Here is a 15,054-nt window from a genome sequence, read left to right as displayed (position 1 = left end):
CAAATCTATTTAACAGTTTGAATTTTTCCAAAATAGTTCGCAATTTAAAACAAATAAGTCTAGTTCATATGTCACACTACATACTAATGCAATAATACGACCTACGTCCTACAACAAAATACAGGTACATTTTACTAACACCAACTGATTCTATTTCTTTTGTATACAAAAAAAATCCTTATCTTAGCATAAAAGCAATAGGATCAAGGATTTTGGCTTTTTGTTGTTTTAAGCATTTCTTAACAACGTATTAGAAATTCTGTAAGATGAGGTTAACACTTTAATTTGTTCAATCACGAAAAGCGCTCCCATAAACTAGGAACGCAAAAGCGAGTCAATAAAGTAAAATCAATCTTTTTAGGTCTTATAATAGATATTCAATTAATAATTAAACACCATAATACTTCGCAAACAACTCTTTATTCCATTCATCCCCACCATCTAAATTAGAGCTTTTAAACACAGGTGGTTTTAATCCAGCTTGATGATATTTTTTTGCTAATAATATAGAAATTGTTTGAGCAACAAATGCTCCAGCCATTGTAGAGGTTGCCCCCATACCTGTATTGGCTTCTTCTACATAAAAGTGGGCATCTCCAGGCCCGGTGCAATTATCTATGACTACATCACTGAAATCGCAAAGATATTTTCCGCTACTATGTCTTGATTTTGAGCCTTCTGGTTGATTAGGATTTGTAAATGCAATTACTTTTGCACAGCATTCCTGTGTCATTTTTGCAAGTTCAACAGTCATTCCATTTCTTCCCGAATTGGAAGCAATCACAAGAATATCCTTTGAGCTGATTTTATATAAATCAAAAATTACCTTTGCATAAGCTTCTATTCGTTCGATCACAGTACTTTTTAATGGATGGTCATGTAAAAAAAACTCATTCGGCAAAATCGGAGAGACCCCCGCAAATCCACCCGCTCTTACATAAAATTCTTCTGCAAACATATGTGAATGACCTGAACCAGTAACAAGGAAGCGACCACCATTTTGAATGGCTTCAAAAATACATGTTGCCGCTTCGTCCATTTTTTGATTCTGTGTCGTATATAATTTTTCGAGATTTGCCATCACGTATTTAAAATAATTCTCCATTATTCATACCTTCTTTTATTGATTTAATAAAATTACCAGCCGTACTTCTTTTCACTCCACTTTTTAATAACCAAGTCTTGTTTTACGAAAACTAGGCTATTTTGTTCGATATCTTTATCGATGATTGCACCTGCTCCTAACACACTATAAGCCCCTATTTTACAACCAGGCATAATAATCGTATTCACACCAGTTCTACAATAGTCACCAATATAAGCTGCATTTGAAAAATGTAAAGGTATTTCTTTCCGTCCATTCACAACGTGCTCAGTTTCACCGTCATCAAAGCGTAATGTTCCACAAACCGTTGCAGCACCAATATCCGTATGACTGCCAATTGCGCCATAAAACTCGCCATAGTGGTAAAGATATACCTTATCCATTACCATTCCGCCAAGGAACTCTGCACAATGGTCGAATATACAATGCGATCCAATTGAAACTCCATCATAAATAATACAATAATTACGAATGGCAGTATTATCGCCAATAACGGCATTGCCATTGAAAATTGCACCATTATCAATGATTGTATTATCACCCACAATTAGGTTACCGTGAATGACAACTCGATCACCAATTGAAGAATTCTTACCAAGCTTTACGTGACCACGAATGGTCGCATTTTCAGAAATCGCCGCACCTTCAGCTAGTTCATTTTCTTTTATTGCATTACAAAAATAATTCACCATGTATTCATTCGCTTCTAGCATATGCCAAGGCTTATCTATATCAAAGAAATGGCCATTACACTCAACTGCTTGAAGTTTTGTTTTCTCTAGTGATATTAGAAGTGCAGCTTCGATGTATCGTTCTTTCGGAGCACCCACTCCTACTTTTACATTCGGAAAATAATCGGGCGTTCTTCTCACTTCATCTAGAATTGACTCATCAAAAAGAAATCCTGCGAATTGATGAGTAATACTGTCACCACGGTAATGAGCACCGATTGACTGAACAAATCCATCCTTTATACTCGCACCAATCCAATTTCTTGATGACTCTTCTAATTTTTTCAACAAAACGGTAGGTTTGTTGGAAATAGCTAATTGCTCGAGATCCTTTTGTTCGACGATCGTATCACCGTAAAGAACGAGAAACTCCTTAGTACTTGAAAGTTTCTCAACTCCCTTTACTAAACTTTCTGCACTTCCTAAATTTGATTGATCAACTACAAATTTAATATTATCTATGTCGAATAGAAGATTCTCAATCTCTCTATGATGTTCTTCATTAACGACAACAACAATCTCTTCTATTCCCATTGCAACAATGGATTCAATATTATAACGTATTAATGGTTTACCAGCGATTTTTATTGCTGTTTTTGAGCGAACTGCGTTGAAAGGAATCATTTTACTCCCTTTGCCTGCCGCAAGAATTACTGCACTTTTTACCATTCTAATACCTCGACTATAAATTTTTTTTATTTATATTCAACTAATCGAAATTTATTTTTGCCCGCTAATAAATAAGGCATTAAATCGTATGCAAAAGGATGAACAAATCCAATGACATTATGTTCAACGGATTGCCCTATATCTTTTAATGAAATTTGCACTTCTCCCTCATATTGTGCACTTCGATTATTTAAAATAGAAACTGAATACTTCCCTCTTGGTGCACAATAGCAATGGGGTACTTCCATTCCCCTTGTATCAGTTGCACGAATGAGATTTGCTGGTTGATCTACTCTTGAAATAAGAATCTGCTCGCTAATTTTCAGCTTTGTCTGCTCCGGCACAAACTGATTAAAAACAACTGGAATTTCTATATATTCTTGTTTGTAACATCTAGCCATTTCTTTGAGCTCTGAAAAATCTGCAAAAGAGTCACCAATTAACACATCATTAAATCCATTTGCAAATAATTCTAGCATGGCAATATGGCTAGGCAAGAAGCGGTGTTTTTCAATTGTACAAACTCCATGACCTAAATGGTGTAAATCTTTAGGCGAAAGCTGAGATGCAACAAATCCTCCAACTGGCACACCGAATAAAGCAAACATATTGTTAATTGAGCGGATGTCTTCTAAAAACAATGCTGTATCTGGTAGAGGAAAGAAATTATGACAAGCTGTTAGTTGTCCAATATTTCCTTCTCTTTCTATTGTTTCTAAAAACTCACGACATTCGCGTAAAGCGTTTCCGCCTTGATTACTAGACGATGACATTGAAGCATTTACTTCTATTTGAATTCCCTGTTTATTTATTGAAAGAAGTGCAACTTCTTCACTCGTAAATCCGCCATCGATCCGAAGTCTTGTGATACCCATATTTTGCAACGCTGTAAGGTCAGTTAATGTACAACCCAACTCACTGAAAACTTCATCATTCATATCAGCTGACACAGTCATATTAAGTTCTTTGCAATAACTAAATAATTCATTCCAAGTGTCTGAATTTACATTTAGTGCACCTTCAAAACCATGGTTATTTAAAATCAGTGAAACAAATACCTTTTTAAAACCAAATGAATTAGCCTTTTCTAAATAAACTTTGATTTGATCCAATGGATAAAAGTTGGGATACACACTAATTCCTATTTCACGCATATTCGCTCGCCATTCCTTACTATTTTTATTTTGAATTACTTGTATTTCTCACCAATAATGATGGCACCGAAAACTGGATCATAAAGAGGTGCAGAAAGTTCAACTTGTGGTAAAGCCACATTTAACTTCTCTTTTAGCGTATCGAAATACTCAGTTGATTTCGTTAACAAACTTCCTGCCACAGATAGGCGGAAATTAACTGATCCCATTTGTCGGCTGATTCCAATCACTAAACGAACCAATTTATCTAGTTCTCCTTCGACAATCGTACGAGCAGCTTCGTCACCTTTTACCCATGCTTCTATAATGATTGGCGTACATGAAGCTACCTTATCTACCGGAATTGTATCTTCCATGTATAATAAGTCCATAAAATCTTCTGGAGAATTCAACTTAAAGTGTGCGAGTAACTTTTCGGTAAATGATGTAGGAGCAATCACTTTGTCATACTCATTCATAACAGTCGCGATTGCATGTAAACCAATTTGGAAACCTCCACCCTCATCACTTATTAAACCGCCCCATCCGCCTGAGCGTATTGTATTTCCTTTTGAGTCTACTCCCATAACAATGGAGCCTGTTCCAGCAATCATCAAAGCATCTTTTCGGTCTCCGTTCCCACCAACAAGAGCAATTTCTGCATCATTCACTACTTCTAACTGGCAAGTAAACCCACTTTCTTTTAATGCATTCAAATAAATATCTATATCCTTCGGTCGATCAACTCCCGCAGAGCCTAGTACAAGAATTGCATTTTGTAAACGCTCTCCAAAATGAAGAATAAGTGATTCATATATTTCACTAAATACTGGTCTAAGACCTTCTACACCAATGTTGTTATAATTTGACATTCCAAAATTTTGATCAAATAACGTTTCTCCATCTAGTCGTTCTTTCACCATAACTCTCGTTTTCGTTCCTCCGCCATCCATTCCGATTATCAATCTATTCATTATGTGTTGATCCGTCCTTTCGTTAGGCTAATAAGTATCAATCTACTTAATATATTTAGCTTTTAATTCATTCTTTTTATCGTTTTATTTCATCTTAAATTTCAAAATTTATTATGAATGTATAGTTGCATTAATTGTAAAGTAAACATTTCTCATTTACTAGGTGGATATTTTCTTCATGTAAAGGAAAAAAACCACTTATTCAATGTTAACAACTTGTCAAAGTTCTAGATTGTATAATAAAAACAAAAAAAGTACCCTATAGCTAGACTTTTAAAGTGTCTACTCTAGAGAGTACTTTTTAATTGTATTTATATGTGTAGACTGTAATCGACAACACAATGGCTGACACTTTTACAGTTCTAATATTCCATCAAGATTCTTTGACTCAAAGTTATTAAGCATTGCACGTACTTCATCTGTTGATGATGTACTCATTAATTGATTTCTTAATTCACTTGCCCCTCTAAACCCACGAACATATATCTTAAAAAAGCGATGTAAAGCCTTAAACGAACGCAGCTCTAAATATGAATATTTATCATGGAGATCCATATGCAATCTTAAGAGATCAAGTAGTTCCTTACTGCTATGTTCTGTCGGCACCTTTTCAAAAGCAAATGGATTATGGAAAATACCACGCCCAATCATAACCCCATCAATACCGTATTGATGAGCGAGCTTTAAGCCAACTTGACGGTCAGTGATATCCCCATTGATCGTTAAGAGTGTATCTGGTGCCACTTCGTCGCGAAGTTTCTTTATCTCCGGTATTAGTTCCCAATGTGCATCCACTTTGCTCATTTCATCTCTTGTACGAAGATGGATGGACAGATTGGCAATGTCTTGTTTCAAAATATGAGTTAGCCAGTCACGCCATTCGTCTACCTCAGAGAAACCAATCCTTGTCTTTACACTTACAGGTAATCCTCCTGCTTTTGCTGCTTGTATTAATTCTGCTGCAACTTCTGGACGTCGGATCAGGCCGCTTCCCTTTCCGTGCCCTGCCACATTAGGTACAGGACAGCCCATATTAATATCCACACCACGAAAACCAAGTTCTGCCATACCAATACTCATTTGACGAAAAAATTCAGGCTTATCTCCCCAAATATGAGCTACCATTGGCTGTTCATCCTCTGTAAAAGCCAAACGCCCACGCACACTTTTATTTCCTTCTGGGTGACAATAACTCTCACTGTTTGTAAACTCTGTGAAAAACACATCTGGTCTGGCTGCTTCACTTACAACGTGGCGAAAAACAACATCCGTCACTTCTTCCATTGGTGCCAGTATAAAAAATGGTCGCGGTAAATCACGCCAAAAATTATCTTTCATCTTAATTTTCAAATCCTCTCATTATGGGATTCCAGTCAATTCTCATATCCCAAAATTAAAAAGCAAGATGTCCTTGCTTACACTTATACCTTTATTCACTTATTATTTCCACGCCATCAACCAGCAAACCTATGTTCATAATTCATAAAGGTTTTGCTAAAAACTAAAGTACCTTGTAGAACACTTGGTTGAAAAGGATTAGTGTCAGTTCTCTTACTTAAGTACTAATTTCGCGACAGCTTCTACGTGACTAGTATGTGGGAACATATCCACTGGCTGAATTTCTACTGTTTTATAACCACCGTCTTCAAGTACTCGTAAATCTCTTGCTAATGTAGCAGGATTACATGATACATAAACTACTTTGCTCGGTTTCATCTCAATGATTGTATTTAATAAAGCCTCGTCACAACCTTTTCTTGGAGGGTCTACAACTAATACTTCCGCTGTAATACCTTGCTTGTACCAATTAGGTATAACTTCTTCAGCTTTCCCTACTTCAAATTCAACATTTGTCATCTCATTAATTCTTGCATTTCGTTTCGCATCTTCAATCGCTTCTGGTACAATTTCAACACCATAAACCTTTTTAGCCTTTTGAGCTAAAAATAAGGAGATTGATCCGATTCCACAGTATGCATCAATAACTGTTTCACTTCCGTTTAAGCTTGTATACTCGAGTGCTTTATCATATAAAACCTTCGTTTGTGTAGGGTTTACTTGATAAAATGATCGAGCTGAAATTTCGAAAGTAATATCACCAATTTTATCTTTAATTGTTTCACTTCCGTATAATACAATTGTTTGATTTCCAAGAATCACATTTGTTTTTTCATTATTTACGTTTTGAATAATACTTGTAATTGTTGGATATTTCTCAACAATTCTAGCTATTAATTCGTCTTTTTGGGCAAAGTTCTTTTTATTTGTAACAAGGACTAGCATTGATTCATTTGTATAGTATCCATAGCGTGCCATAATATGACGCAATAGTCCTTTATGGCCAACTTCATCGTATGGCTCAATTTTTAATTCCTCACAAAGATCTTTTACAGCTTGTATCATTTCATCATTTTCTTTTCCTTGAATGTAGCATTCATTCATTGGAATAATTTCATGGCTTCTCTTTTGATAGAAACCAACAACTAGTCCACCTTCTAGTTCCCCTACTGGAACTTGTGCTTTGTTACGATAACTCCATGGATTTTCCATTCCTAGCACTGGATGGATTACTACGTCATCAAGTTTCCCAATTCGTTTTACAACTTCTACTACTTGTTTATGTTTCGCTTCAAGTTGGCCTTCATAGCTCATATGTTGAGTTTGACAACCACCACATTGATCGTAAATCGAACAAATTGGTTCAACTCGAACATCACTTTCTTTTTGGAATTCAATAATTTTACCGAACCCAAAGCCTTTGCTTGTTTTTAGCACCTTAATTTGTGCTTTTTCACCAGGAAGTGCATTTGGTACAAAGATCGGATATCCATCCACCTTTGCAACTCCATGCCCCTCATGAGTTAAATCGATAAATTCAACATCTATGAATTGATTCTTTTCTACAGGTAACACTCTTTTCGACAAGTCCCTTACCTACCTTTCAACCTTTTATTAAACCATTTCATTATACAAAATAAATAACCACGTTAACTACCGTGGTTACTTTTTCTAGTATTTACTACTATTTCACTTATTATGGTACATAGATTTCTAGATGATTGTAAAGCATATCGACAGTACATGGTGTTTCTCCACCTAACTCACCATCAATATTTAATAGTAGTTTTTCATCAGACATAATTTTCAAATGGCTTGCTCTAGTATAAAGAACAAATTCATTTTGTACATGCTGACCTTTTAATAACTGAGCACATACTCTGATGATTTCGGCAATATTTGATTTCTTTAAGACTAATAAGTCAAATTGACCATCATTAATGCTTGCCTCAGGAGCGATTTTTTCAAATCCACCAACCGAATTAGTATTCGATAATAAGAACAAAAATGCTTCTTCATCAAATACTTTTCCGTCATACTCAATTTTTAATCGTGTAGGCTTAACTCTTGGTAACATTTCAATACCTTTTAAATAATATGCTAGCTGTCCTAACATTGTTTTTAGTTTACTAGGTACTTCATATGTTAATTCTGTAATTTTACCGGCAGCTAAAATATTTACAAAATATTTATCATCAACTCTTCCAATATCAAGGGGTACAGTTTGCCCATTTGTTATGACTTCAGCCGCTTCCATAATTGAAACATTCACACCAATTGCTCTAGCAAAATCATTTGTTGTCCCAACCGGGATTAATCCTAACTTTGGTCGATATTCTTGTTCTGCCATACCACTAATGACTTCATTAAGTGTTCCGTCTCCACCGCAAGCTACAACTAAATCAAATTTTCTTTCACATGCTTCTCTTGCTGCGATTGTCGCATCTCCTGCACCGGTTGTTGCATGACAAGAGGTTTCATAACCCGCTTGCTCGAACAATTGCAACACATCGGGAAGCTTTTTCTTAAAAATTTCACGACCAGAAGTAGGGTTGTAGATAATTCTAGCACGTTTCATCATTAACCATCCTACTTATTTATTTAAGTTCTCTAACTTATATCCTAACCTAAAAAGTTTTTGTAGTAAACTTTTTCCATTTACTTATCTATTTTTACCTTTATAAAGCATGTTCAAACCCAGATTAAAAAGCATAATTATATTATATTAAATTTATATTACATTGGTTTCTTTGCTATATTTTTCAACCATTTTGAACAACTTAACTATTATAGTACATATTGATGATAAATACATTAAAGTAGAATTAAGGATTGATAATGAGATGGAAAACAAACCGTTTGTGAATGTTGAGTATTTTGCACTAAAAAAGTTAAAAATTTACCGTGATAGTGTTTTGCGTTTTTTATTAAGAGCAATAATGGCTAGTATGTTTTTAGGCTTCGGAGTTATAGTAGCATTTAAATCAGGTCATTTCTTTCATGCTGCGTATACACCTTTTGCCTACCCAATGGCTGCTATAACAATTACCGTCGCCATTCTTCTAATTGCATATGGCGGTGCTGACCTATTTATAGGAAACATATTTTATTTTGCCTATACTGCCATAAGAGGAAAAATGAAATGGCCAGAGGTGTTACATTTATGGCTTATATCTTACATTGGAAATATACTAGGTGCTGGTTGTTTTTCTTTATTAATACATATAACAGGATTATATAACGATCCAACAGTAAAGTGGATATCCTTTTGTATGCATCAACAAGCCAACCATATTATTGAATCATTTTGACACTAAACAATGCAAAAAAACTACGAGCAAATAAGCTCGTAGTTTTTTTATTGAAAGAATTATCTTTTTTGAATTTCTTCCATTAAGATCTTATTTAATAGTGGTGGATTCGCTTGGCCTTTAGTCGCTTTCATCATTTGACCAACAAGGAAACCAATAGCTCGGTCCTTACCATTTTTAAAGTCTTCAATTGATTGTGGGTTAGCATCAAGAGTTTCAATAACGATTTTACGAAGTGCGCCTTCATCAGATAATTGTACTAAGCCTTTCGCTTTTACAATTTCGTTTGCGTCTCCGCCGTTTTCGATTAACTCAGTGAATACTTTTTTCGCAATCTTAGAAGAGATTGTACCGTCTGTAATTAACTTAAGCATACTAGATAAGTTTTCAGGCGTTAAAGCAACTTCATGTAGTTCTTTTTGTGATTTATTTAAGTATGCTGAAACTTCGCCCATTAACCAGTTAGATGCTAATTTTGCATCTGCACCATTGTTAACAGTTTCATCGAAGAAATCAGACATTTCTTTTGTTAAAGTTAATACCATTGCATCGTATGCTGGTAAACCTAATTGCTCTACATAGCGTTTTTGACGAGCATCTGGAAGCTCGGGAATACTGTTGCGAACACGTTCTTTCCACTCATCATCAATGTATAGTTCAACTAAGTCTGGTTCTGGGAAGTAACGGTAATCATCCGATCCTTCTTTTACACGCATTAAGATTGTAGTCTTTGTAGCTTCATCGTAACGACGTGTTTCTTGTTGGATTACTCCACCAGATAATAATACTTTTTCTTGGCGAACTTGCTCGTGCTCTAGTCCTTTTTGAACGAAAGCAAATGAGTTTAAGTTCTTTAATTCTGCTTTTGTACCGAATTTCTCTTGTCCAAATGGACGTAAAGAAATATTAGCATCACAACGAAGTGAGCCTTCTTCCATTTTTACATCTGATACACCACTGAATTGAATAATTGACTTAAGTTTTTCTAAATATGCATAAGCCTCTTCAGGTGTTCTCATATCCGGCTCAGAAACGATTTCAATTAATGGAGTTCCTTGACGGTTAAAGTCTACTAATGAATAACCTTCATCTGTATGATTTAACTTTCCAGCATCCTCTTCTAAGTGAACGCGAGTAATGCCGATCCGTTTCTTTTTGCCACCAACTTCAATTTCAATCCATCCATTTTCACCAATCGGCTTATCAAATTGAGAGATTTGGTAAGCTTTTGGATTATCAGGATAGAAATAGTTTTTACGGTCAAACTTTGTTTCAGTTGCAATTTCACAATTTAATGCCATTGCTGCCCTCATACCAAAGTTTACAGCTTCTTCATTTAATACTGGTAACACACCTGGATAACCTAAATCGATTACACCAGTGTTTGTATTTGGTTCTGCACCAAACGCATTAGGGCTTGGTGAGAAGATTTTTGATTTTGTTTTTAATTCTACGTGTACTTCTAAACCGATTATCGTTTCAAAATTCATCTTTCCCGCGCCTCCTTATAGTTGTGGTCTTTGTTTTGTAAAGTCAGTTGCTTGCTCGTATGCATGGGCAACTCTATAAATTGTAGACTCATCAAAATGTTTACCAATAATTTGTAATCCTAATGGAAGACCATTGTGGAAACCACAAGGAACAGAAATCGCAGGTACACCCGCTAAGTTAATTGGAATCGTTAAAATATCATTTGCGTACATTGTCATTGGATCACTTACTTTTTCGCCTACTTTAAATGCAGGAGTTGGTGTAGTTGGTCCAATAATAACATCATAGTTTTCAAATACTTTCTCGAAATCTTCTTTTATTAATGTACGTACTTGTTGAGCTTTTTTATAGTAAGCATCATAGTAACCAGAACTTAATGCATAAGTACCTAACATGATACGGCGTTTTACTTCATCACCAAAGCCTTCAGCTCTAGTTTTCTTATAAAGATCAATTAAGTTTTCTACATCAACTGCACGATGACCGTAGCGAATACCATCGAAACGAGCTAAGTTAGCAGATGCTTCAGATGAAGAAATTAAATAATATGTAGCTAATGCATATTTAGAATGTGGTAATGAAACCTCTTCCCAAGTAGCACCTAAGCTTTCTAATAAATTTAAAGCAGCCATAACAGATGCACGAGCTTCTTCACCAACACCTTCTCCTAAATATTCTTTAGGTACAGCGATACGAAGACCTTTTACATCACCTGTTAACGCCTTAGTAAATGAAGGAACTTCTACATTTGCTGAAGTTGAGTCACTTGCATCTAATCCTGAAATTGCTTGTAATAATAGTGCATTATCTTCTACATTTCTAGTAATTGGGCCAATTTGATCTAGAGAAGAAGCAAATGCTACTAAACCAGAACGAGATACACGACCATATGTAGGTTTTAAACCAACAACTCCACAGAATGAAGCTGGTTGACGGATTGATCCACCTGTATCAGAACCTAAAGAAAATAATACTTCTCCAGCAGCAACTGAAGCTGCAGACCCACCGCTACTTCCGCCTGGTACATATTCAGTATTCCAAGGATTACGAGTACCACCGAACGCAGAATTTTCATTAGATGAACCCATTGCAAATTCATCCATATTTAATTTACCGATCGTAATGCTTTCAGCTTGTGCTAATTTCGTTACAACTGTCGCATCATAAATTGGATTGAAGTTCTCAAGAATTTTACTCGCACAAGTAGTACGAAGACCCTTTGTAACGATATTATCTTTTACACCAATTGGCATACCAGAAAGAATTCCACGAGACTCATCCCAAGGCTTTTCATCAAGTGCTTTCGCTTGTTGACGCGCTTGCTCTTCATTTAAAGTTAAAAATGATTTTACTTCACCATCAACTGCAGAGATTCGCTCATATGATTCATTTACTAATTCTTCTACTTTAATCTCTTTTGATTTTAATTTGCTATGTAATTCTGAAACTGTATATTCAAATAATGACATTCTAATTCCCCCCCCTTAATCCAATATTGACGGTACTTTAACTTGTCCATCTTTGTGGTCTGGTGCATTTTTCAGTACCTCTTCAATTGGTAAACCTTGACCTGGCTCATCTTTACGTAATACATTACGCATTTTTAGAACATGCGTAGTTGGTTTCACATTTGTTGTATCAAGTTCACCTAACTGCTCAGCAAAATCTAAAATTGCTCCAAGTTGTTTTGAAAACTTCTCTGCTTCTTCCTCAGTCACCGCTAAACGCGCTAAATGAGCAACGTGCTTAACTTGCTCCATTGTAATTTTTGACATTTATATGCACCTCCATATTATTCGCACAACATACAATATACTGATAATACCAAATTTCCCATGTGTCGGGCAACATTCCACTTAAATCCAAGTAAAATAATTACAGACTGCCCGTCATACGCTCGCTTTCTTCGTTTCTTCACCTAACTGAAGCTCATTATCGGATTGGACAACTCCGCTTCTCAGTAGGATCACGAACCTCGAAAGACTTACGCTTTCAAACAGTCTGTACAGGATTTACCTACTTATAAAAATTAATCAAACGTTTGTTTAAATATGGATTAAAGTTTATTCGGTAGGGATTCTTGTTAGCTCAATTCCATATTTTTTAAAATACTCAATTGAATAATCATCCGGATAGCCCACATTATAAACAACTCTGGTAATCCCCGCTCCATTTATCATTTTCGCACAAGCTCGACATGGTGCAGTTGTACAATAGATTGTCCAATTATCACCTTTTGTTTTTTGAATCCCTGATTGTACTAGTTGATAAATTGCATTTTCTTCAGCATGGAAAGCATCACAAGGGTATTGATCTGAGTATTTACCACTATCTAATAACCCTTCTTGACGAGCAGCAAATCGCGGGCATCCCCCATCAATACAATGCTTAGCTCCCTTTGGATATCCATTATACCCAGAAGCAATTATTCTATTATCACTTACAATAACTGCTCCAACCCTTCGACTTCCACAAGTTGAACGAAGAGAAGTTATAAATGCCTGTCCTAAAAAATAAGAGTCCCAATCATCACGAGTTCCTAAAGGAATTGAATCTACTAATTGAATAATTCTCTGTAAAATTTGCATGGTATCCCTTCTCTCTGTTCACTATTGTTTATTTAAAATTATAGCATAATAATATGGGGAAGGGTTTAGTTGGAAGTAAAGTATTGGGCATAACAAAAAGAGCGTAAATTTATTTACACCCTTCAAGGTACTTAATATATAATGATTCTGAATTTGGTAAATTTATTATTTAGTACTTTTTATGAAATGATTCACAAATAATAATTAAAAAAACACTAAATTAAAAAATTTTCTAAATTATTATAATGTATAACAATTTTAAAATGATAATCAAAAACAAACTAGCGACTATGTATAGTAAAACTTTCATTCTCTTACCGAATATTTCTTTTTCCATACTCCCCTCTTTCTAAACTATAGAAAATGTATCCATTATAAGAATTCCTAACTGATTGTGTTAATCCTATTAATATCATATTTGATAACAGTGAACTCCCACCATAACTTAAAAATGGTAGCGTAATACCTGTTACAGGTAGCAAACCTATTGTCATTCCTATGTTTTGAAAGATTTGAAAAGCTAATACCGATACCGTACCTACACAAATCAAAGTTCCAAACAAATTATTGGCATTTTTCAATGCATCTAAAGAAATATTCACTATTCTACTTAGCAATAGAAAAAACAAAGCTATGCATAAAGCACCCCCAACAAATCCAAACTCTTCACCTATATTGGCAAAAATAAAATCAGTATGTTCTTCTGGGATGTAGACAACTCCATTTAAGTATCCTTTTCCAGAAAGTTGGCCAGTACCAATTGCAAGTAAGCCCTGTTTTGTTTGAAATCCAGCATCACTATGCTCAAATGGATCTAACCAGCCTTCAATTCTACTTCTCTGATGAGGCATTAATAAAGATAATATTCTTACTTCAAAGTAATTCGGAAATTTAGTTAAAATAACTAAAAGAGTAGAGATCATAAGTGTAGGAATTGATATTAAAAATAACACAATTGATGTTTTAATCTTAGAACACAATATGATGGAGAAAATAATGACTAGAAAAATCATAGTCATTCCAGTGTCGGGTTGTTTAAGAACAATTAAAGAAGGTGGCAACGAAATAAGTAGAATTTTACATAACAATATTAAATCCGTTTTTACATTATTTATTTTAAATATCTTATTATGTTTATCTACCAAGGCACTAATACTGATAAGCAAACTTATCTTCATAAATTCTGAAGGTTGAAATGAACCAATAAACGGTAGCTGAAACCATGCTTTTGCCCCGTTAACTGGTCTCGCAATACTTTCAGGAGCAAACATTAAAACAATTAAAAATACAATACTTGTTCCATAAATAATCCAGTTTATCCTTTTGATTCGATTAAGATCAATTTTCGCAACTAATAGAGATACTGTAAGTCCAATGAAATAAAAAACACTTTGCCTTACTACAAAACTTCCCTGATACTGACCACTTTTACTAGCCGAATAGATTGCAATTATACTAATAAACATTAAACAAAACATTAAAATTAGCATTATAAAGTCATAGGATTTGTAAAGATCTTTTTTAGGATTCATACTCAAAGTCCTCTAACTTTCATTTCTTTTAACCATTATACTAATTGCTTGATTCCATTTACTACGGAACAAGCTGATGTTTCGGAAAACGTTCTATTTTTAGACATACTATAGACAAAAGTAATCTTTATCTTTTGATGATAAATAAGAAATGAAATGTAATACAAAGAAAACCCCACAAA

The 15,054-nt window shown here is 34.8% G+C and carries 13 protein-coding genes; 1 reads left to right on the top strand and 12 read right to left on the bottom strand.

The window, feature by feature from the left end:
- Window positions 1-388: 388 nt before the first annotated feature.
- The 7 genes from ACFWM3_RS20355 to ACFWM3_RS20325 form a co-directional block, all read right to left on the bottom strand.
- A complete protein-coding gene (locus ACFWM3_RS20355; RefSeq protein WP_390312742.1) occupies window positions 389-1,105 on the bottom strand; it encodes an SIS domain-containing protein in 717 nt (238 codons plus the stop codon).
- Window positions 1,106-1,137: 32 nt separating this feature from the next.
- Window positions 1,138-2,505, bottom strand: coding sequence for a nucleotidyltransferase family protein (locus tag ACFWM3_RS20350; protein ID WP_390312740.1), 1,368 nt, complete (start codon window positions 2,503-2,505; stop codon window positions 1,138-1,140).
- 26 nt (window positions 2,506-2,531) lie between these two features.
- Window positions 2,532-3,659: a MupG family TIM beta-alpha barrel fold protein gene (locus ACFWM3_RS20345; protein ID WP_390312739.1), complete on the bottom strand. Its 1,128-nt coding sequence runs from the start codon at window positions 3,657-3,659 to the stop codon at window positions 2,532-2,534.
- 35 nt (window positions 3,660-3,694) lie between these two features.
- On the bottom strand, window positions 3,695-4,612 hold the full coding sequence (locus tag ACFWM3_RS20340; protein ID WP_056474686.1) for an N-acetylglucosamine kinase: 918 nt from the start codon (window positions 4,610-4,612) through the stop codon (window positions 3,695-3,697).
- 354 nt (window positions 4,613-4,966) lie between these two features.
- Window positions 4,967-5,950, bottom strand: a complete 984-nt coding sequence (locus ACFWM3_RS20335; RefSeq protein WP_390312738.1) for a tRNA dihydrouridine synthase — start codon at window positions 5,948-5,950, stop codon at window positions 4,967-4,969.
- Window positions 5,951-6,163: 213 nt separating this feature from the next.
- Window positions 6,164-7,537, bottom strand: a complete 1,374-nt coding sequence (gene rlmD / locus ACFWM3_RS20330; protein ID WP_390312737.1) for a 23S rRNA (uracil(1939)-C(5))-methyltransferase RlmD — start codon at window positions 7,535-7,537, stop codon at window positions 6,164-6,166.
- A 109-nt stretch (window positions 7,538-7,646) separates the two neighbouring features.
- The gene (locus ACFWM3_RS20325; RefSeq protein WP_056474693.1) at window positions 7,647-8,531 is read right to left on the bottom strand and encodes a diacylglycerol kinase; all 885 of its coding nucleotides are present in this window, start codon (window positions 8,529-8,531) and stop codon (window positions 7,647-7,649) included.
- A gap of 262 nt (window positions 8,532-8,793) precedes the next feature.
- Here ACFWM3_RS20325 and ACFWM3_RS20320 point away from each other — a divergent pair, with 262 nt between their 5' ends.
- Window positions 8,794-9,261 carry a formate/nitrite transporter family protein gene (locus tag ACFWM3_RS20320; protein WP_335473197.1) on the top strand — a complete coding sequence of 156 codons (468 nt, stop codon included), beginning with the start codon at window positions 8,794-8,796 and terminating at the stop codon, window positions 9,259-9,261.
- A gap of 59 nt (window positions 9,262-9,320) precedes the next feature.
- On the opposite strand, the gene gatB is transcribed toward ACFWM3_RS20320, so the two are convergent.
- The 5 genes from gatB to ACFWM3_RS20295 all read right to left on the bottom strand — a co-directional run bounded on the left by gatB (window position 9,321) and on the right by ACFWM3_RS20295 (window position 14,872).
- Complete coding sequence (gene gatB, locus ACFWM3_RS20315) at window positions 9,321-10,751, bottom strand: Asp-tRNA(Asn)/Glu-tRNA(Gln) amidotransferase subunit GatB (RefSeq protein ID WP_390312735.1); 1,431 nt, start codon at window positions 10,749-10,751, stop codon at window positions 9,321-9,323.
- A gap of 15 nt (window positions 10,752-10,766) precedes the next feature.
- On the bottom strand, window positions 10,767-12,221 hold the full coding sequence (gene gatA / locus ACFWM3_RS20310) for an Asp-tRNA(Asn)/Glu-tRNA(Gln) amidotransferase subunit GatA (protein WP_056474701.1): 1,455 nt from the start codon (window positions 12,219-12,221) through the stop codon (window positions 10,767-10,769).
- Between the two features lie 15 nt (window positions 12,222-12,236).
- Window positions 12,237-12,527 (bottom strand): Asp-tRNA(Asn)/Glu-tRNA(Gln) amidotransferase subunit GatC, encoded by a 291-nt coding sequence (gene gatC / locus ACFWM3_RS20305; RefSeq protein WP_056474704.1) that lies wholly within the window; start codon window positions 12,525-12,527, stop codon window positions 12,237-12,239.
- Between the two features lie 288 nt (window positions 12,528-12,815).
- Window positions 12,816-13,340, bottom strand: a complete 525-nt coding sequence (locus tag ACFWM3_RS20300) for a deoxycytidylate deaminase (protein WP_056474707.1) — start codon at window positions 13,338-13,340, stop codon at window positions 12,816-12,818.
- Window positions 13,341-13,654: 314 nt separating this feature from the next.
- Entirely contained in the window at window positions 13,655-14,872 is a 1,218-nt protein-coding gene (locus ACFWM3_RS20295) for an FtsW/RodA/SpoVE family cell cycle protein (protein WP_390312732.1), read from the bottom strand.
- Between the last annotated feature and the right edge of the window lie 182 nt (window positions 14,873-15,054).

The sequence above is a fragment of the Gottfriedia sp. NPDC058432 genome, assembly GCF_042721555.1.
Classification (GTDB): domain Bacteria; phylum Bacillota; class Bacilli; order Bacillales; family Bacillaceae_G; genus Gottfriedia.
The sequence above is the reverse complement of the archived record's forward strand: the minus strand, read 5'-3'. Positions and strand labels throughout refer to the sequence as shown.

Coding starts and splice junctions, on each gene's coding strand:
- ACFWM3_RS20295 (WP_390312732.1), bottom strand. CDS start 14,872: ATGAATCCTAAAAAAGATCTTTACAAATCCTATGACTTTATAATGCTA.
- ACFWM3_RS20345 (WP_390312739.1), bottom strand. CDS start 3,659: ATGCGTGAAATAGGAATTAGTGTGTATCCCAACTTTTATCCATTGGAT.
- ACFWM3_RS20300 (WP_056474707.1), bottom strand. CDS start 13,340: ATGCAAATTTTACAGAGAATTATTCAATTAGTAGATTCAATTCCTTTA.
- ACFWM3_RS20335 (WP_390312738.1), bottom strand. CDS start 5,950: ATGAAAGATAATTTTTGGCGTGATTTACCGCGACCATTTTTTATACTG.
- gatA (WP_056474701.1), bottom strand. CDS start 12,221: ATGTCATTATTTGAATATACAGTTTCAGAATTACATAGCAAATTAAAA.
- ACFWM3_RS20320 (WP_335473197.1), top strand. CDS start 8,794: ATGGAAAACAAACCGTTTGTGAATGTTGAGTATTTTGCACTAAAAAAG.
- gatB (WP_390312735.1), bottom strand. CDS start 10,751: ATGAATTTTGAAACGATAATCGGTTTAGAAGTACACGTAGAATTAAAA.
- ACFWM3_RS20355 (WP_390312742.1), bottom strand. CDS start 1,105: ATGGAGAATTATTTTAAATACGTGATGGCAAATCTCGAAAAATTATAT.
- gatC (WP_056474704.1), bottom strand. CDS start 12,527: ATGTCAAAAATTACAATGGAGCAAGTTAAGCACGTTGCTCATTTAGCG.
- ACFWM3_RS20325 (WP_056474693.1), bottom strand. CDS start 8,531: ATGATGAAACGTGCTAGAATTATCTACAACCCTACTTCTGGTCGTGAA.
- ACFWM3_RS20350 (WP_390312740.1), bottom strand. CDS start 2,505: ATGGTAAAAAGTGCAGTAATTCTTGCGGCAGGCAAAGGGAGTAAAATG.
- ACFWM3_RS20340 (WP_056474686.1), bottom strand. CDS start 4,612: ATGAATAGATTGATAATCGGAATGGATGGCGGAGGAACGAAAACGAGA.